The sequence below is a fragment of the Parabacteroides sp. PM6-13 genome (assembly GCF_029892605.1).
Taxonomy (GTDB): domain Bacteria; phylum Bacteroidota; class Bacteroidia; order Bacteroidales; family Tannerellaceae; genus QVMG01.
Map to the genome: position 1 here is coordinate 1 of NZ_JARXWF010000017.1, position 22,756 is coordinate 22,756.

18 protein-coding genes and 1 tRNA gene are annotated in these 22,756 nt (G+C 47.0%); 12 read left to right on the top strand and 7 right to left on the bottom strand.

Annotation, left to right across the window (positions count from 1 at the left end; all coding sequences use genetic code 11):
* A partial coding sequence (locus M2134_RS14005; RefSeq protein ID WP_280752164.1) for a transposase occupies positions 1-338 on the bottom strand: 338 nt, incomplete at its 3' end.
* A 372-nt stretch (positions 339-710) separates the two neighbouring features.
* Positions 711-1,055, bottom strand: coding sequence for a helix-turn-helix domain-containing protein (locus tag M2134_RS14010; protein ID WP_280752165.1), 345 nt, complete (start codon positions 1,053-1,055; stop codon positions 711-713).
* Between the two features lie 179 nt (positions 1,056-1,234).
* Here M2134_RS14010 and M2134_RS14015 point away from each other — a divergent pair, with 179 nt between their 5' ends.
* Positions 1,235-2,215 (top strand): aldo/keto reductase, encoded by a 981-nt coding sequence (locus M2134_RS14015; protein WP_280752166.1) that lies wholly within the window; start codon positions 1,235-1,237, stop codon positions 2,213-2,215.
* Positions 2,216-2,512: 297 nt separating this feature from the next.
* On the opposite strand, the gene M2134_RS14020 is transcribed toward M2134_RS14015, so the two are convergent.
* Positions 2,513-2,600: transfer RNA gene (locus tag M2134_RS14020), tRNA-Ser, on the bottom strand.
* 194 nt (positions 2,601-2,794) lie between these two features.
* Between M2134_RS14020 and trxA the strand changes: the two genes are divergently transcribed.
* Positions 2,795-3,262, top strand: a complete 468-nt coding sequence (gene trxA, locus M2134_RS14025; RefSeq protein ID WP_280752167.1) for a thioredoxin — start codon at positions 2,795-2,797, stop codon at positions 3,260-3,262.
* A 66-nt stretch (positions 3,263-3,328) separates the two neighbouring features.
* Here the strand turns inward: trxA and M2134_RS14030 are convergent, their stop codons facing one another.
* Complete coding sequence (locus M2134_RS14030) at positions 3,329-5,215, bottom strand: TonB-dependent receptor (protein WP_280752168.1); 1,887 nt, start codon at positions 5,213-5,215, stop codon at positions 3,329-3,331.
* A gap of 131 nt (positions 5,216-5,346) precedes the next feature.
* Positions 5,347-5,748, bottom strand: a complete 402-nt coding sequence (gene nikR, locus M2134_RS14035; RefSeq protein WP_280752169.1) for a nickel-responsive transcriptional regulator NikR — start codon at positions 5,746-5,748, stop codon at positions 5,347-5,349.
* A 102-nt stretch (positions 5,749-5,850) separates the two neighbouring features.
* On the opposite strand from nikR, the gene M2134_RS14040 reads away from it, so the two are divergent.
* From M2134_RS14040 to M2134_RS14065, 6 genes are all read left to right on the top strand, one after another.
* Positions 5,851-6,198, top strand: coding sequence for a CidA/LrgA family protein (locus tag M2134_RS14040; protein WP_280752170.1), 348 nt, complete (start codon positions 5,851-5,853; stop codon positions 6,196-6,198).
* Positions 6,195-6,911 carry an LrgB family protein gene (locus M2134_RS14045; protein ID WP_280752171.1) on the top strand — a complete coding sequence of 239 codons (717 nt, stop codon included), beginning with the start codon at positions 6,195-6,197 and terminating at the stop codon, positions 6,909-6,911. The genes M2134_RS14040 and M2134_RS14045 overlap by 4 nt, the downstream gene beginning before the upstream one ends.
* A gap of 667 nt (positions 6,912-7,578) precedes the next feature.
* The gene (locus M2134_RS14050; RefSeq protein ID WP_280752172.1) at positions 7,579-11,901 is read left to right on the top strand and encodes a CusA/CzcA family heavy metal efflux RND transporter; all 4,323 of its coding nucleotides are present in this window, start codon (positions 7,579-7,581) and stop codon (positions 11,899-11,901) included.
* 11 nt (positions 11,902-11,912) lie between these two features.
* Positions 11,913-12,818 (top strand): efflux RND transporter periplasmic adaptor subunit, encoded by a 906-nt coding sequence (locus M2134_RS14055; protein WP_280752173.1) that lies wholly within the window; start codon positions 11,913-11,915, stop codon positions 12,816-12,818.
* 15 nt (positions 12,819-12,833) lie between these two features.
* A complete protein-coding gene (locus M2134_RS14060) occupies positions 12,834-13,901 on the top strand; it encodes a histidine kinase (RefSeq protein WP_280752213.1) in 1,068 nt (355 codons plus the stop codon).
* Positions 13,898-14,659: a LytTR family DNA-binding domain-containing protein gene (locus M2134_RS14065; protein WP_280752174.1), complete on the top strand. Its 762-nt coding sequence runs from the start codon at positions 13,898-13,900 to the stop codon at positions 14,657-14,659. Before M2134_RS14060 ends, M2134_RS14065 begins: the two co-directional genes overlap by 4 nt.
* A 12-nt stretch (positions 14,660-14,671) precedes the next feature.
* On the opposite strand, the gene M2134_RS14070 is transcribed toward M2134_RS14065, so the two are convergent.
* Together M2134_RS14070 and M2134_RS14075 are read right to left on the bottom strand one after the other, a co-directional pair.
* Positions 14,672-14,938, bottom strand: coding sequence for a DUF1905 domain-containing protein (locus M2134_RS14070; RefSeq protein WP_280752175.1), 267 nt, complete (start codon positions 14,936-14,938; stop codon positions 14,672-14,674).
* Positions 14,935-15,741: a nitroreductase family protein gene (locus M2134_RS14075; RefSeq protein ID WP_280752176.1), complete on the bottom strand. Its 807-nt coding sequence runs from the start codon at positions 15,739-15,741 to the stop codon at positions 14,935-14,937. Before M2134_RS14075 ends, M2134_RS14070 begins: the two co-directional genes overlap by 4 nt.
* Positions 15,742-15,945: 204 nt before the next feature.
* On the opposite strand from M2134_RS14075, the gene M2134_RS14080 reads away from it, so the two are divergent.
* The 4 genes from M2134_RS14080 to M2134_RS14095 all read left to right on the top strand — a co-directional run bounded on the left by M2134_RS14080 (position 15,946) and on the right by M2134_RS14095 (position 22,733).
* Positions 15,946-16,839, top strand: coding sequence for an ABC transporter ATP-binding protein (locus tag M2134_RS14080; protein WP_280752177.1), 894 nt, complete (start codon positions 15,946-15,948; stop codon positions 16,837-16,839).
* Positions 16,832-20,149: a xanthan lyase gene (locus tag M2134_RS14085; protein ID WP_280752178.1), complete on the top strand. Its 3,318-nt coding sequence runs from the start codon at positions 16,832-16,834 to the stop codon at positions 20,147-20,149. Before M2134_RS14080 ends, M2134_RS14085 begins: the two co-directional genes overlap by 8 nt.
* 101 nt (positions 20,150-20,250) lie before the next feature.
* Entirely contained in the window at positions 20,251-21,660 is a 1,410-nt protein-coding gene (locus M2134_RS14090) for a TolC family protein (protein WP_280752179.1), read from the top strand.
* Between the two features lie 8 nt (positions 21,661-21,668).
* Positions 21,669-22,733, top strand: coding sequence for an efflux RND transporter periplasmic adaptor subunit (locus tag M2134_RS14095; protein ID WP_280752180.1), 1,065 nt, complete (start codon positions 21,669-21,671; stop codon positions 22,731-22,733).
* The last annotated feature ends 23 nt before the right edge of the window (positions 22,734-22,756 follow it).

Sequence of the window (22,756 nt, forward strand, 5' to 3'; positions counted from 1 at the left end):
GCATACAAACCGATAATTCGGTCAGCAACATTATCAGCTAAGATGGTTTCACGTTTCTTGATAAACTGAGGATCAAAGGTGGAGTTGCGATCACGAGGAGTGGATACAGTAACTTCACCTAAAGGTGTTTGAACCTGCTTGTGCATTTTGCCGTTGCGCCGATTTCCTGACTCACGCTCATCAGGATCTAAATGAGCATCCATTTCTCCTTCCAAGGCAGCATTTAAGATACTTTCCAATAATGGAGCAAACGCTCCGTCTTTCCCCAACAAGGATTTGCCAGACCTTAGCTGTTCCAATGCCTTGTTTTTAATCTCTTCAAAATTAAAATCTTCCATAAAAAAAACTGTGTTAGCAAAGTTAATACTTTTATTACGCTTTGCTGACACAGTTCAAATTACAGCCTCGAAATCTTCTTTCTCCTTTCTCCCTTCTCCTTTCTCCTTCCACCTCTCCCCTTTCTCCTCTTAAGAGAATTTTTCTTTCTCCCTTCTCCTTGTTCCTTTCTCCTTACTCTCTGCTCCTTTCCCGTCTGCCTTCGATATGCCTTCGATATGCCTTCGATGTGGGTAGCATCTAAGCACAAAAAAGGCTTACGGTTTATAGTGCTTTAATTGAGAAAGATAAGAAATTGCCGTTTATACCCCGCCGCTAATCCCGAGTAACAAAATGATAATATATTAGCGAAAATGAGTGCATTTTGTTTGTCGTCAAAGCATCAGCTTCTCAAACGTCGGCCGGTTCCTTTCGCCCCAGTCGTCCATACTATCTATAATCGGCAGCAAGCTTTTCCCCAATTCAGTCAGAGCGTATTCGCTATGGGGAGGAAGCTCGGCAAAGATCTTCTTCTCAACGATGCCATGCTCCTCCAATTCCCTTAGGTTTTGGTTCAGCACCCGTGAGACGGCGTCGGGTATCTCGCGGTGAAGCTCACTCGGACGCTTGGGCGACTCCCTCAGCGCATCGATCAGGCAGGGTTTCCACTTTGATCCGATAATACTCATTACGATACGGATGCCGCAGGACAAATCTAACGGAAGTTTACGCTTATACATAGACGAATCATTTTGTACGGCAAAGATAGTCATCTATTAGGCATTGATAATCAGTATAGGAACAAATTAGTCAGTATATGATTATTTTTTCATATATTGCCCAGGCGTATTATGTATTCTATCTTTGCAAGGAGATAAAACAGTCGCAAAGCAATCGACACAACAAATTAATGAATAGTATGGAATATCGAGTTTTAGGTAAAACGGGATTTAAGGTAAGCGAGGTTTCGCTTGGTACTTGGCAATTGGGCTCAAAGTGGGGCGATGCCTTTGATGAACAAACAGCGCAGGATACCCTGGAAGCGGCTTACGAGCAGGGCGTTAACTTCTTCGACACGGCCGACATCTATCAGAACGGAATGAGCGAGAAAAGTATTGGCAAGTTCCTGAAAACAAAGAAGGATAAGATCTATGTCGTAACCAAATGCGGGCGCAAACTGAACCCCCACGTAGCGGAAGGCTATACCGAGGAAAACATCACCCGCTTTGTATCCGAATCGATCCAGAACATGGGGGTGGAGAGCCTCGACCTGGTGCTCCTGCATTGCCCTCCCACCGAGGTCTATCACAAGCCGGAGGTCTTCAAGGCATTAGACAAGCTGAAGCAGCAGGGTGCTATCCGACACTATGGCGTGAGTGTGGAACGCGTCGACGAAGCCTTAGCCGCCCTGGCCTATGACATTTCTGCTATCGAGATCATCTTTAACATGTTCCGCCTGAAACCTGCCGAGGAATTATTCGCCAAAGCACGGGAAGCCAACGTAGGCATCATCGTGCGCGTGCCCTTAGCCAGCGGACTCCTGACTGGGAAATATACCGAAAACACCGCTTTCGGTAAGGACGACCACCGCTCCTTCAACCGCAACGGCGACTTCTTCGATAAAGGAGAGACCTTCTCCGGCATAGACTACCTGACCGGCATTAAGGCGGCGCAAGAGCTAAAAGCATCCTTAGGCGTTGAAAACCTATCAGCCAAAGCCCTGCGCTACATCCTGATGTTCCCCGAAGTGAGTACCGTCATCCCCGGAGCCAGTTCGCCCAGGCAAATCATCGAGAACGCAGCCGCCTCTTCCCTCCCACCCTTCACCAACGAAGAAATGGCAACCGTCCAAGCGGTCTACGACAACAACATCCGCCGTCAGATTCACCAACTTTGGTAATTGTCAAATAATCGGGGCGCCAATCCCACGGACGCCCCTCATCGCCATCCGCGCCTCGTTGCGCGGCTATAATCGCCGGTTTGCCCCAAAGCAGAACCGGCGATTCCTGTTGGCCGTTTTGTAAGGAGAAAGGGACAGGGATACTGCTTTGTGAAAAATCTGCTGACCCAAAGTTAGGACTTGATCGGGCCAAATTTTGTAGGTTTAAAGATTCACTCTTTTTTGCTAACCGCCCTAAAAGAAAAAGCACCGTAATCGTTTGATTTACGGTGCTTTGTTTGATTTTGCCTTTCAGCTTGGCGGAGAGAGAGGGATTCGAACCCCCGGAACCTCTCAGTTCAACGGTTTTCAAGACCGCCGCAATCGACCACTCTGCCATCTCTCCAGTCGTTTCAGTATGTTTGCGCTTGGGTTTTGTTTCAAACGCGGTGCAAATGTAGGCATTTTTTTGATACTTCCTACGGGTTGGGGAAGATTTTTTTCTTTTTCTCTTTATTATTTTCTTTTAGGGAATCGGACATCTGTGGATAAGTTATTTATTTCTACCTTTGTAGGGTAATTATATAGGATGAATAATTTATGAATAATGTAAAGAGTTTATTTTTTGTGATGGTGTTGCTGATTTCTGTTAGCTGCACTTTGTCGGCTAAGACGGGTGACAACTCGGCAGAAAAGGCTAAGACCGGAGAGGTGATCGTATTAAATAAGGCAGATTTTATCGCGAAGGTATTTAACTTTGAGAAGAATACCGACAACTGGGTGTACGAAGGAGACAAGCCTTGTATCATCGATTTCTATGCCGACTGGTGCCCTCCCTGCAAAAAAATCGCCCCTATCCTGGCGGAACTGGCAGCTGAATACAAAGAGGATATCATCATCTATAAAATAAACGTAGACAACGAAAAAGAGCTGGCGGCTCTCTTTGGTATTCAAAGCATACCTTCGCTATTGTTTGTTCCGGTAAGCGGACAACCCATGATGGCGCAGGGAGCATTGCCCAAAGATAAGTTTATCGAACAAATAGATAGCTTCTTATTGAATAAATAAGCTACTTTACAGATACAAAAAAGCCCGGAAATCATTTTGTTTCCGGGCTTTTTTGTATGTATCCGATCAAAACGTCACATCGATTCCTCCTAATACCACCACGCCCGGCATGGGGTAGCCATACATATTCTGGTACGAGGTGTCCGTCAGATTCTCCCCATTCAGGAAAAGATTCATCCAGGGTGTCGGCTTGTAAGCCAGTTTGCAGTTGAGCAAGGCGTACGATTCCATCATATCCTGTCCGTTATTTTTGCCCACATACAATCCATCCACATACTGCATGCCCGGCGAAAGGGTAAACTTCTTCACCCGCCAGTGCAGCCCCAGGTAAGCCTTATGCTTCGGAGCTGCTTCCACCCGGATGTCGGAGTCGAGGAAGCTATAGTTACCCGACAATTTCAGGTTGGGTCGTATCTGGTAGTTGACTCCCACGTCAAATCCTCTGTTTCGGAAAGCGCCGGAGTTATAACTCATCTGTTTATCGCCAACCTTTCCCGGTACAATCTGGTTTTTCCCTTTGGCAAAATAGGCTGTTACCTCTACATGCAAGCGGTTATTCAACAAGGATTGCATATAGGAGATATCATAATTGAGCATGGATTCCGGGCGCAGATCCGGATTGGGCGACAAGCCCCACATATAGAGCTCACGGATATTAGGACTTCTAAAGCCTTTTGAGAGGGATGCTTTCAGGGTTGCCTGATCATTCAGTTGATAGGAGATCCCTGCTTGGGGCACCCATTCGTTACCGAATATTTCATTATTTTCCAAACGCACCCCGGCGTTCAATACCAGCTTGTCGAACAAGGTCTGCTGAGCCACCACATAGGCGGCAAACTCATTCACCTTTTTGTCGACATGTTGCACGAGTTCGTTTCCATCAAAATCCTCATTCCACGCCTTTCCGCCCCATTGTTTGGCATCCAATCCGATCGTGAACACATTGCCATCCAAGAGCCGGAACGATTCGTAGAGCGCCATACCCATATTGTAGTCATCCGACCGGAAATAAGAGGTCTGCGGTGATTCCTCCGCCGTATGCCCATCATTTATTTTATGTTGCCCGCTATTGTAATAGGCCTGCAGCGAACCGCTCATCTTTTCATATACATTATTCACCGTCACCGAATAGGTGGTGCGCAATGCCTTCGCCCAGTTTTCATACATAAGCGCCTGAACAGGCCCCGGGTTGTGTACCTTGAAATCGGCCAGTACAGCGCTTCCATTCATATTCCAGTTGTTCGAGAAGTGATAGCCCAACCGCAGATACCCATTGTTAATATAGAACGAAGAATTATCCCTTTGCCCGTCGGTCTGATCCCTATTCAACGACAGGTAGGCATTGAATTTATTTTTCTTATAACCAGCATTGCCCATGAATTTCCAGGTGTCGTACGATCCATACATCACCCGTCCCTGTCCGTGCAAGCCATCTTCTTTGGCCTTTCGGGTAATCACGTTGATCACTCCACCCATCGCATTCGAGCCATACAACAACGAGCCCGGTCCACGAATCACCTCCACCTTCTCGGCATCAGAGGCCACATAGACATCCGGCACATGGTGTCCAAAAACACCGGCCCACATCGGTTGCCCATCAAACAGCATCAACACTTTATTGCCCCCTCCTACTCCATGAATACTAACGGAACCGGCCGATCCGGAGCTAATACCATAGCCCGTGACACCTCTTTCGGTGACAAAAACTCCCGGCACCTGCTCCGAAAGAATAGATAGAACCCCCGTTTCCGTACTCTCCTGCAACGCCGGACGATCGACCACCGAAATACTCAAAGGTATCTGGTTGCGAGTGACCTCCGTTTTAGTCGCGGAAACTACAACCTCCTGCAAAAGGATTGAATCTTGCGCTGTGTAGGAATCTTGTGCGGATAGCTTTGTAAAACAACCCGACATGACCAATAGAATAGAACAAAGGTATTGTTGTGATTTCATACTTATATGACTTCCTTTTTTGATTTATTACCGCCACAAAAGTAACACAATTCACACACGTTGTGTTACTATGGTGACATAATATTTACAAATAGTGCCACGAATAGTGTATAAAAAAGCAACAAACCAGATCAATCAGCCCGGCTCATAACCAATTTGCCGTGCTTAATCCCTTTGATTGTGGTCAGATGATCAGAGAGTTCAGTCAGCCGATAGGCCTCACCCATAACCGTTACGATGTGAAGACAGAAGTTTTGGTTGATATAATATTGGGAGGACGACAGGATCACATCTTTGTAGTCTTGTTGAATATTGGTAATCCGCGAAACGATCTCTTTCTTTTTCTGGTCATACATAACGATGATCGTCCCGGCTACAATATGGTTGCACTGCCATTTCTGTTCGGCCACATTCTTTTCTACCAGGAAACGAATCGCCTGCGAGCGGTTCGAAAAACCATTCCCCTTCACGTACGCATCCAATGATTCCAACAATTCGTCTTCCAAAGAGACGCCGAAACGTTTTATAGCCATCTTGTTCCTCCTTTTTAGGTTTCTGTCGGTAAATGTACAAACAATTTGGATTTACTGACGAATGAATTGTCTACCTTTGCGCCGTTTTTAAACGTTACTGCTATGATAAAAGGGCTTTTCAATATTCTCCTGTTCTACTTCCTCGGTGAAGTATGCAGCCTGTTTATCAACGGGTTTATTCCCGGAAGCGTGATCGGTATGATCCTGCTTTTCCTCAGCCTGTATTTCAAACTGGTGAAACCCGAATATGTCAGGGACGCCGCCACAGTCATTACCAAAAACATGGCTGTCTTTTTTATTCCGCCGGCAGTAGGACTGATGGCCTACGCGGAATACATCTCCCGATCCATCTGGACCATTTCCCTGGCGATTATCATAAGTACGATACTCACACTTATTGTCGTCGCCGTTGTGCAGGACAACTTTGAAAAAAGGAGGACCAAGAAATGAATGAACAGCTGATAGAAAAACTCAAAGGCTTGCTTTCCGGCGAGGTATTTCTGCTTTGCCTGGTTTTCGGCACCTTCCTATTCGGCGTTTATATCTACAAGCGACTCCGGTTTTCGCTGCTTCAGCCGTTGTTGATCTCGGTGGTGATCATTATCCCTTTTCTGAAAATCACCGGTATAGAATACAGCACCTTTTATGAGCAAACCAAGGTGTTGAATTTTATGCTTGGCCCCAGTGTGGTAGCGTTGGGTTATGTTCTGTACGAGCAGATCGAATATATCAAAGGCAATGTCCTGTCTATGCTTACAGCTGTGTTTGCCGGCAGCATTGTCGGCATAGCCAGTGTGGTATTAATCGCGAAGGCCTTTGGCGCCGACAAAGCGTTGGTTGCCTCGTTAGCGCCCAAATCGGTCACCACACCAATTGCCATCAGCCTTGCCGAAAATGCCGGCGGCATACCCGAACTGGCGGTTGCCTTCGTCGTTATATGCGGTATATTCGGCGGTCTCATCGGCCCCATCCTACTTCGCGCGATCGGCATTAAAAGTAAAATTGCCAAAGGGTTAGCCATCGGCTCAGCCTCTCATGCTCTGGGCACTACCCGTGCCATGGAAATGGGAGCCCTGGAAGGCGCCATCAGCGGTCTGGCCATCGGCATCATGGGCATCATGACCGCCCTGATCATTCCGTTTGTGGATAGGTTCTTTTTGTAGTATTTCCTGCGGATATATTCTCAACTCCTTTTGTTATTATCTCTTCCATATTTGCAGACCGTTGATTTTTGAATTGGGGGAGGTTTGAAGGAGGAAATAGGAAATAGGAGATAGGAAATGGGCCAAACGCCGCATAGCGGCGACCTGTATCCAGCCCTGTGCGTAAGCGCAGGGTCAAGTATTTGTCCATCAGTCAGCGCCGCGTAGCGGTGCTATATACACGACATGAGAGCGCATCCACATAGCACCGCTACGCGGCGCATTGTTATTTATCATTCTCTCCCCTGCGCTTACGCACAGGGCTGGATACAGGTCGCCGCTACGCGGCGTTTGACTCACTCCTATCTCCTTCAATTATCCCAAAATCCGAAAATTCCAATTTGACATTTTGTCAAAATCGCGGGAGAAATTTTTCGAAAACGTAGGGGTATTTTAAATTACCCGCAGGAGTAACACTTTTTAACGTATCATATTGTAAAGCAAAATGGGGTTTTTGCTATCAATTTGACAATTACCCAATAGGTAAAATACAAATCAAAATAACGTTTCACACCCACCCTCCCAATCGTCCACCTCAACCCCCAATCGGGACGGTTCACGGACAGGGCGATATGCATGGAGAGCATTCAGCCCTACCTTTACCTAAAAATTAGTAAAGGCTATTGTTATGTTTGATAAAATAATACGTTTTTCGGTCAAACGGAAACTCTTGATCGGATTTATGACGCTGATACTCCTGGTAGCGGGTATTTATGCCATGCTGACCCTTCCTGTAGATGCTGTTCCGGATATTACCAACAACCAGGTGCAAATCGTGACTGTTTCGCCTACGCTTGCTCCGCAGGAGGTGGAACAATTGATTACGTTCCCCATCGAGGTGGCGATGAGTAACATTATGAATGTGGTGGAGATACGTTCTGTGTCCCGCTTTGGACTTTCGCTGGTGACGGTGGTGTTCAAAGAGAATGTGCCCACATTGGATGCCCGGCAACTGATCAATGAACAGATTCAAACCGTTTCGGGTGAGATACCTGCTGAACTGGGTGTGCCCGAACTGATGCCTATCACTACCGGATTGGGTGAGATCTATCAATATGTGTTGGAGGTGGCGCCGGGGTATGAAGACCGCTATGATGCTATGGAACTGCGAACGATACAGGACTGGATTGTCAAACGGCAGCTTTCGGGTATTCCCGGCATTGTGGAGATAAACAGCTTTGGCGGATACCTGAAGCAATATGAGGTGGCGGTTGATCCCGATGCGCTTTATTCCTTGAATATCACCATTGGCGAAGTGTTCGAAGCCCTGCATAAAAACAACCAGAACACCGGCGGAAGTTATATCGAAAAAGAGGGCAAAGCCTATTATATACGTTCCGAAGGGATGATAAAAAGCCTGGCGGATATAGAACAGGTCGTTATCACCAACCGTGGCGGCATCCCTATTCATATCGATGATATCGGCGTTGTGCGTTACGGTTCCCCTAAACGTTTTGGGGCGATGACCAAAGATGGGCAGGGCGAATGTGTGGGTGGTATTGCGATGATGCTGAAAGGTGCTAATGCCAATGTGGTAACTGCCGAACTGGAGAAAAGGGTGGAGCTCGTGCAGAAGATGTTGCCCGAGGGAGTGAGTATAGAGCCTTACCTGAATCGTTCCGAACTGGTCGATCGCAATATATCTACCGTGATCCGCAACCTGGTGGAGGGTGCATTGATTGTTTTTCTGGTGTTGATAATCTTCCTGGGTAATGTCAGGGCGGGATTGATCGTAGCCTCCGTCATTCCATTGTCGATGCTTTTCGGTTTTATTATGATGCGCCTGTTTGGTGTATCGGCCAACCTGATGAGCCTTGGCGCAATCGACTTCGGTATTGTGGTCGACGGTTCCATTGTGATTGTCGAAGGTATACTGGCTCACCTCTATACGAAACAATTCTACGGGCAGAAACTCTCGCCCCAATCTATGGATAATGAAATTGTGAACGGCACGAAAGGCGTGGTGCATTCCGCTACTTTCGCCGTGTTAATAATCCTGTTGGTATTCTTCCCGATTCTGATGTTGCAAGGCATCGAAGGAAAATACTTCACGCCGATGGCACAGACATTGGTGTTCTGTATTATCGGTGCATTGATCTTGTCGCTCACCTACGTGCCTATGATGGCATCTCTCTTTCTGAAGAAAACGATCAGGCAAACACGTACCTTCGCCGATCGCTTTTTCGACGGTTTGAACAAACTATACCGCAGGCTGTTGCAGCGATGCCTGCGTTTCAGCCTGACAACTCTGGTTATCGCCTTCCTGGCGTTGGGAGGTAGCCTATTGCTGTTCACTAAACTGGGAGCCGAATTTATCCCGACGCTCGACGAGGGCGACTTTGCCATGCAGATGACTCTGCCGGCCGGTAGCTCGCTCACCCGCAGTATCGAAGCGTCCGACCAGGCGGAAAAGATACTGATAAATCAGTTTCCCGAAATCAAACATGTGGTGGCAAAGATCGGTACGGCAGAGGTGCCTACCGACCCGATGGCGATCGAAGATGCCGACATAATGATTGTGATGAAACCTTTTAAAGAATGGACAAGTGCCGATTCACGCGCTGAGATGGTGGAGAAGATGAAAGCCGCATTGGATACGATTGCAGATGTCGAGTTCAACTTCAGCCAACCCATTCAGCTTCGTTTCAACGAACTGATGACGGGTGCCAAAGCCGATATCGCCATCAAATTGTATGGCGAAGATATGGAAGAACTTTACGCTAAAGCCCGCGAAGCATCCCAATATATCAAACAGGTGCCGGGTGCCGACGATGTGTTGGTGGAGCAAACGATGGGTCTGCCGCAGTTAGTAGTCAACTACGACCGCAGCAAGTTAGCGCGCTACGGCGTGGATGTGGAAGAACTCAATAACATTATCCGCACGGCTTATGCCGGAGAGGTTGCCGGAACCGTTTTTGAAAACGAACGCCGCTTCGACCTGGTTGTCCGCCTCGACCACGAGAAAGTGGAGGATTTCAACCTCAATAAATTCTTTGTCCGCACAGCCGATGGCATACAAATCCCCGTGACCGAACTGGCAGAAGTGGAACTTATCAGCGGTCCTTTACAGATTAACCGCGATGCTACCAAACGGCGTATCGTGATTGGCGTGAATGTGCGCGATGCCGATATTCAACAGGTGGTAGGAAAGATACAAACCATACTCGATGAAAACATAAAACTACAACCCGGTTACTATTTCGAGTATGGCGGACAGTTCGAGAATCTGCAGAATGCGATCGACACCCTGTTGGTTGTTATCCCAATCGCCTTGTTGCTTATCCTGTTGTTATTGTTCTTTGCCTTCCGCAGCCTCACCTATACGTTGGTGGTATTCAGCACCGTGCCCCTGTCGATGATCGGTGGTGTATTGGCTCTTTGGATCAGAGGATTACCTTTCAGCATCTCGGCGGGCGTAGGATTTATTGCCTTGTTTGGCGTCTCGGTGCTTAACGGCATCCTTATGCTGAACCATTTCAAGGCATTATCGAAAGGAACTACTTATAAAATGGCAACAGATAAAATCATAAAAAAAGGAACCCCGCATCTATTGCGCCCCGTATTCCTTACTGGCTTGGTTGCTTCGCTCGGTTTTGTGCCGATGGCGATAGCCACTTCGGCAGGGGCTGAGGTACAACGTCCGTTGGCAACGGTTGTTATCGGCGGATTATTGGTGTCGACATTCCTTACGCTTATTATCATTCCGGTGTTTTACCGGCTTATCGGCGTGTTCAATGTGTGTATGCGTAAATGGAAGAAAAGAAAAACTCTGCCCGTTGCGGGTCTGATTATTCTTCTGTTGATGCTATCTGGAGGCATGCAGGCACAACAGACAGTCACCCTGGAGGAGGTGATCAGTATGGCGAAACAAAACAATCCCCGCCTGAAAGCGGCGACGATGGATATTGAACGTAACAAAGCCGCCCGGGGTGAATCATGGGATTTGGGGGCTACCTCGTTCGACTACTCCTGGGGACAGCTCAACGGCACCAACCGCAACGACCGCGAACTGGGCATCTCGCAATCGATCGGTTCGCTTGTCACTCCTTTCTATAAGAACTCGCTTGTAAAACATCAGGTAAACAGCGCTACTTTTTACCGCAATATGGTAGAAAAAGAGGTAACAGCCGAAGCGAAACGTGCCTGGGCTTACTACCAGTATGCCTACCACAAAAAGCAAATGTTGGGCGAACAAAACCAACTGGCGGAACTGCTTCTGCGTACCGGCGACCTGCGTTATCAGCAAGGGGAAATCACCCTGTTGGAAAAGAATATGACTGCGGCACAGGCTGCCTCGATGAAGAACAGGGTTTTCCAGGCGGAAGAGGAGTGTAAGGTGGCTGCAGCCCGCCTGCAATGGGTTTGTTTTTCCGATGTTCCGGTTGTTCCGGCTGATACCCTATTAAAGAAATATGAGGCGGATATCATGTGTGCGGAGCTCTCTTATGACCATCTCTCTTACTTCAACAGCAAACAATCCGAATCTGCAGCACAAGTTCGCATCGAAAGGAGTCGCTTCTTCCCTGAGTTTTCGGTGGGTTATCAGCGACAGAATATCTTGCCCGATAAAGGATTACACTCCTGGACGGTGGGAGTTTCTCTTCCACTTGTATTCAACGCGCAGTCGAGCCGGGTGAAACAGGCCAAGCTGGAAGCCCGTATTGCAGGGTATGAGGCGGAGGATAATGTGCGTCAACTGAATAACAAAGTATATGAACTGAAAGCAGAATTGCGTAAGTATGACGAGAGCATCCGTTTCTTCGAAACCTCCGCCCTGCCCGAAGCAGAAGCAATGATACGCGCTGCCGAACTGCAACTGAAATATAATGAGACGGATATCAGCGATTTTATACAGAGCATGAACAGTGCCTTGGAGATAAAGCAGTCGTATATAGAGATGATTTATCAATACAATGTATCAGCGTTGGAATATGAATTATATAATAACTAATTGAATAAGTGATGAAAACGATTTATATACCTGTAATCGCCACCCTGTTATTGACCGTGGGATGCAGTAGTACCGGAAACAAAAAAGCCGAAGAGGTAAACGAAGTAAGAACGGAAGCCATTGCGATTGAACCCGAAGTGAACGATGCAGTGATAACAGATGCAACCACATCCGCTACATCATTGGCAAAGGATGTTACATTCAATGGCACCTTTGTACTTTCGCCACAACGTCATGCCTCCGTTACCCTGTCGCTCGACGGCATCGTAAAGAATACCTCCCTGTTACCCGGCCAATATGTACGCAAAGGCGAACTGTTGGCTACGCTTGAAAACCCGGAATTTATTGACTTGCAGCATAACTACCTCGATGCGGCCGCTCAATGCGACTATCTGGAGGCGGAATACAAACGACAGGAGCTGCTCTCCCGCGAAGCAGCTGCCTCACAAAAGAAATTCCAGCAAAGCAAAGCCGATTACCTGTCGATGAAAAGCCGGAAAGAGGCAGCAGCGGCGCAACTGAGTATATTTGGCGTATCGACGCAGGCGTTGCAGGCAAACGGCATATTGCCTCTACTTGAAGTACATGCCCCCATAAGCGGTTATATCTCCAACCTGCAGATGAATCTCGGCAAACATATCGCGGCCGGAGAACCCCTCTGTGAGATCATCGACAAGAACAATACGTTGATCAAACTGATAGCATACGAAAAAGACTTAGGCAAAATAAAGACAGGCCACCGCATTGAGTTCCGCGTGAACGGCATGGGCGATGAGATATTTGAAGGCGAGATTATCTCTGTCGGACAGGCTGTCGATAACGTCAACCGCTCGCTCGAAGTGTATGCCAAAGTAATGGAAAACAACGAACTGTTTCGTCCAGGTATGTATATTAACGCAAGGATTGTGCAAAAATAACTACTTTTGTCACATATGGTCGATACCGGAAAGAAATACGGGAGTAAATACAGGTGGTCGCTGGTTATCATATCGGTGGCAGTAAGCTTCCTGATTCATATTCCTGAGATTATCAATCTATTGGGTGATCTCGAGAACCATAATGTTTTCCCGGGCATTCAAACACTGGAAGTGGTCAATGAGATCTTCTATTCCTTCGTGTCGCTTCTTTTCCTGTTCTGGTTGACAACGGTTGTTTTCCGGTTCAACGAAACAACGGCAAAGATCAGTTGGCAAAAACTCATATTTTCTTTTCTACTCTGTTGGCTGGCGAGCACGATATTAAGCAATTTATTCTACCATTTGCATGAATCGTTTAATATTCTGGCTGTGCAGTCTACGGCGCACCACTATCTGCACCCTATCCGCGATTTTATTATTTCGGGCGTAGTGACCGGTTGCTGTTATATCATTTATATCACCCGCCGCCAGCAAAAAATCCTGTTGGAAAACCAGCAACTGAAACTTGAGAACATCCTTAGTCAGTATGAATCGCTCAAAAGTCAGTTAAACCCGCACATGCTTTTTAACTCGCTCAATACCCTGCGGTCGCTTATACGCGAAGAGCCTGTGAAGGCACAAAACTATACCCAGGAGCTTTCCAATGTACTTCGGTATATGCTCCAAGAGAACGACTCAAAGCATACCACGCTTGCCCGAGAACTTGAATTTACTGAAGGCTACACCTTCCTGTTGGAAATGCGTTACGAAGATAACCTTGTCTTTGAGATAGAGACCGATAAACGCTTTAACAGTTACCTGCTTCCGCCGATGTCGTTGCAGGTATTGATAGAAAATGCCGTCAAGCACAATGAGATCAGCAACCGGCATCCATTGAAAGTAAGTATATACACCACCGACGACGGCCTGTTATATGTCTGCAATCCCAGACAACCCAAGCTGACCGACAGTTCGGGCACGGGCATCGGATTGGATAACCTGGTGAAACGCTACCGCCTGCTTTTTGATAAAGAGATAACGATTGATAGGAATGAAAACAAGTTTTGCGTCAGCATTCCTTTAATACATCCGGGAAACCTATGAGAACACTGATTATTGAAGATGAAAAGGCGGCGGTAAACAACCTGAAAGCCTTGTTAAGCGATGTGGCTCCTCAGTGCCATATCGTGGGCACCACCGATTCGATCGTTGAAAGTATAAAATGGCTACAGGCGAACCCTATGCCGGAGCTTATTTTTATGGACATTCACCTGGCTGATGGTTCCGCTTTCGAGATATTCGAACATGTCAAAATCAGCTGTCCGATCATCTTCACCACCGCTTACGACGAATATGCGCTCCGTGCTTTCAAGGTGAACAGCATCGACTACCTATTAAAACCCATTGGCGAGAAAGAGATGATGCGCGCTTTCGATAAATTACGTTTACTCACGGAAACCAATCCGCCGGAGAGTCACTCGTTATCGGAACTGATCCAATCGATGAACCGGCAAAAGCAATACAAAAACTACTTTCTTATCCCCAATAAAGGGAGTAAACTCCTGCCACTGTCGACCGCTTCTATTGCCTGCTTCTATATCGACAACGGAGTGGTGAAGGCGCTTAGCAAAAAGAACGACACCTACACGATTCCCCATACCCTCGAAGAATTGACAGACAGCCTGGATCCCACCCATTTCTTCCGTGCCAACAGACAATACATCATCGCTAAAGAGGCGGTGAAAGATATGGATTACTGGTTCAACGGACGACTGGCGATCAATCTTATCATACCCACAAAAGATAAAATCCTGGTCACCAAATCACGGGTAAGCGAGTTTAAGGAATGGTTCGGAAGGTGATCATTTCAGATATCACACTCTTTCTTCAATCGTTACATGAACTATATCGCCGGGCTGCTTATTGATTTGTCGGCGTATCTCCTTCCGTATACCGATAATATGACAGGGTGTACCCATTCTGACAACACTCCCCTGGTAAGGAACACCATCAAAAGTGGCATGAACAGGCACCCGTCCTTTCCCGAATTCCGCTTTCACATCGAAAGGAATTTCCACATAAGCCCCGTCGATATCCGGCACTTTCTTGATCTCGGCGTCAAATGCGTATTTTTTATTCATCTTTCCGGAATCCATGAAATCACATAGGGCAATGTCTCATTCTTCGGAAATTCCTTAAGGATCTCATAATGACCAGCGATGCCCAATTCCCGACAGCTAAGTTCAAAGTGGCAAAGGGCAATACCGAGGTCGATGGAGTCGAAGGAGAGGTAAGGCTTTTTGTAAAAGTGCAAGGTCTGGTCATCAAGCAAGACACGCCATTCCTGTTTATTGTTAGCCGAAGGTGCCAAGCGAACCATTTCAAGCGGTTGAGCGAAAGGTCCGGCCTGGGCGGCAGTCAACGGATGATTGAAATTTTTCTCAAAGAAAAGTTCCCCAAAAGGCTTGCGGGAGTTATGATTCTTATCTGCTCGGACGATATATTTTTCCAGAAACCGTTTCGCGTCAGCCGGGTAACCAACGGGTGAGACAATCCTAAGCTTTTCATTCGGCCCGAGCTCTACCTGCTTTTTGAAGTCTCCCCGACTGAAAGAACCACCCAGCCAACAGGTGCCTAATCCCAGATCGGTGCAAAACAGAACCGCCTCTTCAAACATATAAGCTGCCGCAGTCTCGGCAAAAGGCGCCTCTTCATAGATCAACACCAAATAGTCGCACGCCCCTTTCACCCATCCGTAGGTGCCTAATTTGATAGGCTCCACATCGGGATTTGTATGTATCAACTCGATCCTCGCCTTCACGCCAAACGGGGCTTGCAATTGATCGATATATTGTCGGATCAGGGTCAGATGCTCCTCCCGCAAAGGCTCACCGGTGTACGTGCGAACGGAACGTCGCTTCTGAATGGTTTCTATAATACGCATATTTTACTTGTTGCGACCGCCGGCATTCCCCAACTCTGAAAGCACATACCGCAGCCATTGTTTCATTTTATGAACCAAAGATAAGAATAAGAAAGATATTTCTTTTGAAAGTCACATTAAATCGCTTGATACTCTTGCATTAGCCACAATATCCTCCTATATTTGTCGTTCTGAATGTAATCAAACGACTACTACACTGCGCTAATGAGCATATCAATTAAGGGGTTAAACAAAATTTATCCTAACGGCAATCATGCATTGAAAGATATAAACCTGGAAATACCAACCGGTATGTTTGGGCTATTGGGCCCTAACGGAGCCGGAAAATCCACGTTGATGCGAATTCTTGTTGCCCTGATGGAACCCAGTTCGGGAGAGGTTAATGTGTTCGGGCATGACTTGTTGAAAGAGCGCCAGGAGGTTCGAAGTCTATTGGGCTACCTGCCACAGGATTTCCGTTTCTTCGCCAAATATAAAACCTACGAGTTTCTGGATTATGCCGCCCGCCTTTCGGGCATGAGTAACCGCCGCAAACGCAAAGAGGCGGTCGATGCCATGTTGGAAAGCGTCGGTTTGTTTGATGTGCGTGAGCGTTATGCCAATAAACTATCTGGGGGGATGAAACGTCGCCTGGGTATTGCGCAGGCATTGATCCATAATCCCAAAGTTATTATCGTGGATGAGCCTACCACCGGATTGGACCCGGAGGAACGTATCCGTTTCCGCAACCTATTGACAGCCGTCAGCGAACAGGATGTAACGATCATCCTATCGACCCATATTGTGGGGGATATCTCGAGTAGTTGTAAATGTATGGCATTGATGAACAAAGGAGAGGTGTCTTACTACGGTTCTCCGGAAGATATGCTCAAGCAGGCCGAGGGCAAGGTATGGCGCATCCAGATCAATGGCGACCAATTGCACGATGTGGACAAAAAATATCCGGTCATCTCCACCATCCCCTCCGGTACAGGCTGGGAGGTACAGGTAGTAGCCGATGAAATAAAAGGCTATGATGCTGAACCCTTTCCGCCCAATCTGGAGCATGCCTATGTCTATTATATGGAAAGTAAATTAAACCGGTGGACGAATGACTAATTTCATACATAACATAGGATCCGTATCGAAATATGAAAGCAAACTGCTGCTTAGGAGTTGGTTTTTTAAGATATTCACGATACTGGTACTCTTTATTCTTACCATCCTGAACCTGGCAGTCTTTGTGATTCCCGACAGCGGTGGCATGTGGCCGATAAAATCCATTGCTTCCAATATTCCTTATTTCAACCTGATCATTCTCAATATGGGACAGGCGGTGATCGCGATCTTCCTGGCGTCTGACTTCTTGAAGAGAGACAAGAAGCTCGATACTTCGGAGGTCTTTTATGTACGCCCACTCAGCAACGCGGAATATGTGATCGGTAAGATATGGGGCAACCTACGGGTGTTCCTATTTCTCAACCTCCTTGTTATGGGAGTGTCAATCCTGTTCTCTTTTATCGGAGGGGTCACGCCCGATTGGGGTGCTTACCTTACCTACCTCCTTTTCATCAGTATCCCCACCTTAATCTATATCATCGGTCTATCGATCTTTCTGATGTTGATCTTAGGGAATCAAGCGTTGACCTTTATTCTGCTCTTGGGATATGTAGGACTAACGCTTTTCTATATCAACGATAAGTTCTATTATCTCTTTGATTACATGACCTTTTATCTGCCACTCGTAAAATCATCGTTTGTCGGATTCACCAACCTGGAGGCCATTCTTACGCACCGTGCCATCTACCTGTTTGCCGGTCTGGGATTTATCAGTATTACCATTTCCCTGTTTCGCCGGTTGCCAAGCTCCTCCCGAAGCCATTATCCCTGGTTGATACTGGCTATCTGTTTATTAGGAGGCACCGGATATTTTGGCTACAGCCATGTATATTCGATTATGCAGCAAAGCGATATCCGGAAGGTCTATGTAGAGATCAACAACCGGTATGTCAACAACCCTAAAATGGTGATCGACGAATACCATATTGACGTAGAGCAACATCCGCAAACCATCTCCTCGACAGTCACCATGCAGGCTGTTGCCTTGGAAGAGTCTTCGGTTTTCACCTTCTGCCTGAACCCCGGTCTTCAAGTCAAAGAGATCAGCGCCCATGGCAAATCGCTTTCCTATGAGCGCGAAAAACAGATCCTATCGATAGACTTCGGACGCACACTTTCCACGGGAGAAAAAATTTCTTTACAGATCACTTATGAAGGAACGGTAGATAACTCTTTCTGTTACCTGGATATACCGGAAGAAGATTTGCAAAAAGAAAACCGCGCTTTTCTTTTCAGTGCCGACAAAAAATATACTTTCCAGACACCCTCTTACCTGTTGTTTACGCCGGAATCCTATTGGTATCCCCGTCCAGGCACGGCTTATAGTGATCAGAATCCCAACTGGCAACAAAACTATTTCAGTCGTTTTCAATTGCACGTTAAACCCCTGCCCGGTCTCACGCCTTTATCCCAAGGTGAAGGAGTTGCCGAAGAGGATGGCAGCTATACCTTTCATCCCGAATACCCTGTGCAGGCTATCTCTTTGCTTGCCGGTCGTTATGAGCAAAAAAGCGTAGTGGCTCCCGACAGCATCGAATACAGCATCTGGCATTTGGAAAAACAGGACTATTTTGTCGCCGTGTTCGATTCTATTCGTGATACCATTCCACATCTATTGATGAACTTCAAAGAGAACATGGAGCGGCAATACAAACTACAATACCCCTTCTCGCGTTTCTCCCTGATTGAAGTGCCGGCTCAATTTTACACCTATCCGCATGCCTGGTCGGAAGCTCAGGAGACCATTCATCCGGAGATGATCCTCATGGTGGAAAACAACTGGAAAGATGAAAACTTCGATCTCAAAAAGCGGGCAGACCGACAGAAACAATGGGCAAAAAGACGTGGTCAGGAGATCAACGACGAAGAGGCACAGATACGTACACTGAATGATGTACTTTACTCTTTTTCGCGGGCAGAAGGCAATTACAACTACCAATCCAGCGGACGAGGTGAGATGAATATTACCTCGGAAGCCAATCCCTATTTCATCTTCCCATTGTTATATAACTTCCGGTATAATATCTATTCACCGGAATGGCCGATTGCCAACCGCCTGGTGGAGCTTTACCTACAAAACAAATCCGACAATTCGGGATGGGAGCGTGAAGTGAATGGTATCAGCAACAATGAGAAGGCCAATCTATTGATGGAAAAGTTATCGTTTCGCGAATTGCTTTCCGACAAAGAGCACCGTGATCTGATGAGTAGCGTGATCGGCTTAAAGGCAAACCGACTGTTTGCCCCGGCAGAAATCAACATCGGGATAGCCGCATTCCGAGACTCGCTCTATGCCTTCCTCGACAGGAACAACTTCAATAACATCCAGTTTGAATCCATGCTCGATACGTTGGAGCAGATAAGCGGGGCCTCTATTTCGCCGCATATCGCGACCTGGGACAAACCCACTTCGCTCCCAGTGTTTACGATTGTGCCGGCCGATATTGCCAAATATACTCACCGTGGACAAGAGACCTTTGTGATGAACATACTCGTCAGCAACAACTCCGACCAGGAAGGGATTATCCACCTCGACATACAGGACAACAGCCGTATGATGGAAAATCGGGATCCGCGGACTAACCGGAAAGTATGGCTTGCCCCCCGACAGACCAAAGAATTGGTATCGGTCTGGGAAGAGGCACCCCGCAATGTAACGATCCATACGATGATATCCGGGAATCTGCCGAACAGCATGACGCAACCGATCAATAATATCCGTCAGGAACGAGGCGTCTCAATGGCACAAGAGGGCGATTACATCCTGGAAGGCGGCATCCCCGAGACATGGGGCGAAGTGATTGTCGACAATGAAGATAGTACGTTGTTCAGCCTATCGGAACCTGAACGGGTTGGTTGGCTCACCCAATGGCTCGACAAGCAAGAGGAGACCTCCTTCAAATATGTAGGTGTCTCCTGGTGGCGCCCGGCTTATCAATGGACTGCTACAACGAATGCCGGCTATTACGGAAAATATATCCGATCGGCTTATGTTATAAAAAATGGTAATGGAAGTCAGACAGCCACGTGGAAAGTACCCGTTCCGTCGGAAGGACATTACGAGCTCTATTACTATGTGTATCGAAATGAGGATGTACGTCGTGGCCGTGGTGGCGACGGAGAATATCACTTCAAGATCGATTACGACGGAGAGATGGAAGATGCCTACCTCAACCTGCGACGTGCAAACGATGGATGGGAACAGATTGGCACCTATTATATTGCCTCCGACACATTGCGTGTCACCTTGACAAACGAAAGTCGCTTGCGTAGCGTAGCGGCCGATGCAGTAAAAATTGTAAAACGATAATTTAATTAACTGATTCTATTATGAATAGAAAGTTTTCATATAAGGTAGTCCTACTGTCGCTTTTTCTGATAGGATTTGCATGGGAAGGAAAAAGCCAGTTTATGCTAACGATTGAGGATGCCTTAAATCTGGCAGAAGAACAGAATCCATCCTTGCGAGATTCACGCATGGAGCTGGAGCGATACCAGCAAAACCTGATTGCGCAACGCGCCTCGTTGAAGTCACGCTTTTCGTTGAATCTCAATCCGGTCAACTACCAACGGAACCGTCAGTTCGAAACACGTCTTTCCCAATGGTACACCAATGAATCCTTTTCTACCGGAGGAACTTTCCAGGTCGATCAACCGATTCTTCTGACCGACGGGGTGATCTCGCTGGTGAATAGCTTCGAGTGGAGAGACAGTAAGTCGACTAACCTGGAAGGGCTGGAGACCAGCAACCGTGCTTTCCAGAACTACCTGTATCTGCAATTAGCTCAACCCATTTTCACCTACAACACGCGTAAGATGGCGTTGAAAGAGATTGAATTGTCGTATGAGAACGCGCATATCAATTACGCATTGGAGAGATTAAGAGCGGAGCTGAGCATCACACGCCAATTCTATAGCGTCTATTCAGCTCAGAGTAACCTGGAGATAAGCCGGGATGAAATGGAAAATGCACAGCAGAGTTTTGACCACATAAAAAATAAGGTAGAAGCGGATCTATCGGCACGCGATGAGCTGTTTCAGGCCGAACTGAACCTGGCCACGGCTAAGTCAAATGTAGAATCCCAAATCACCACGTTGGAAAACGAAAGGGATCAATTGAAAAAGATCTTAGGCATTCCATTGCATGAGAATGTGATTGTGGTAACAGAGGTCACCATACATCCGGTTGACATCAACCTGGATCAGGCCATACAAAGCGGGCTCTCCTCGCGCCTGGAATTGCGCCAGCGGGAGATGGAATCCGAAAGATTGGATTTTGAAATGATACGCACCAAAGCGGACAATGAGTTCAAAGGAGACATCCGCCTGTCCATTGGTTTGACAGGAGATAATCCAGCCTTCAAAAACATATACGACAATCCGACACAGAGCCCACGGGTATCGGTATCTTTTTCGGTTCCAATCTTTGACTGGGGCGAAAAGAAAGCACGTATAAAAGCGCAGAAGATCGCACAACAAATACACGAATATCAAACGCAAGATCAAGAGATCGATATTGAGTTAGAAATTCGTCAGGCCTGGCGTCAGTTGGAAAACTACCGTACCCAGATCAGCATTGCCGAGCAGAATGTAAAAAACGCGCAGCTGACCTATGACCTCAACCTCACACGCTACCGCGAAGGGGATATCACCGGGATGGAGATGAATCAATTCCAGACACAGCTTTCCAACAAAAAGAGTTCACACACACAAGCATTGATCAATTATAAAGTACAACTGCTCAATATGAAGATATTATCACTGTATGACTTCGAAAAGCGTACACCGATAGTTCCTCTAAATGATTCAAACGAAAAATAATAGAAGCCATGAAATATAACAAACAAACCATTGCAGCTTTTTCCCTGACGCTTCTGATGCTGACGACAGGATGTGGTAATCAACAGCCAAGTTCACAAAGCGATATAGCCACCCCTGTATCGGTGACGGAATTGAAAAAAGGCTCTATCAGTAAGTTGATCAATACCACCGGGACAGCCTTGCCAACCTACGGGGTTGAATTGAATTCGGAGATGAGCGGAGCTTACCAGCTGATGAATAACCCGCGCACCGGACGCCCTCTTAAACTGGGAGATCGTGTAACGAAAGGACAGACTATTATCCGATTATCCGATCAGGAATATGAGAACGGCATCGCGCTCGACTCAAAAGAGTTAAGCCTGGAAATCGCCGTACAGGAACAAAGTAAGCAAACAGCCTTATATGAAAAAGGAGGCGTAACACTAAGTGAAATGCGCAATACGGAGGTGCGGGTAACCAATGCGCGCTACGACGTAGAGAACGCCAAATTGAGCCTTGCCAAGATGGAGATCAAAGCACCTTTTGACGGGGTGATCGTGAACCTGCCACATTATACACCCAATGTCAAGGTAGATCAGGGACAACCCATGGTGGGCATCATGTCCTACGACAAAATGTATATGGACATCAACCTGCCGGAAAGCGCCATCAGCTATGTTGAGCCCAACCAGCCGGTGTTTATCACCCACTATACCCTTCCGGAAGATACGCTAAAAGGGGTAATCAGTGAACTATCACCGGCTATCAGCACCGAAACGCGTACCTTCAAAGGTAAACTGTTGATAGAGAACAAAGACCTCTTGTTGCGTCCGGGTATGTTCGTGAAGGCGGATATCGTGGTTGACAAGGCAGAGAGCTCGATCATCATACCAAAAGAGGTGATACAGAGCAACCGTCGTCGTAAATATGTCTATATCGTGGAAAGAAACACCGCCATTCTGCGGAATATAACCACCGGGCTGGAAGACGAAAACAACGTAGAGGTACTTGAAGGATTGAACGAAAACGACAATCTGGTCATCCGTGGCTACGAGACATTGAGAGAAAACAGCAAAGTGAAAGTACAACGATAAGGGCAATGCCTTACCGAACAACT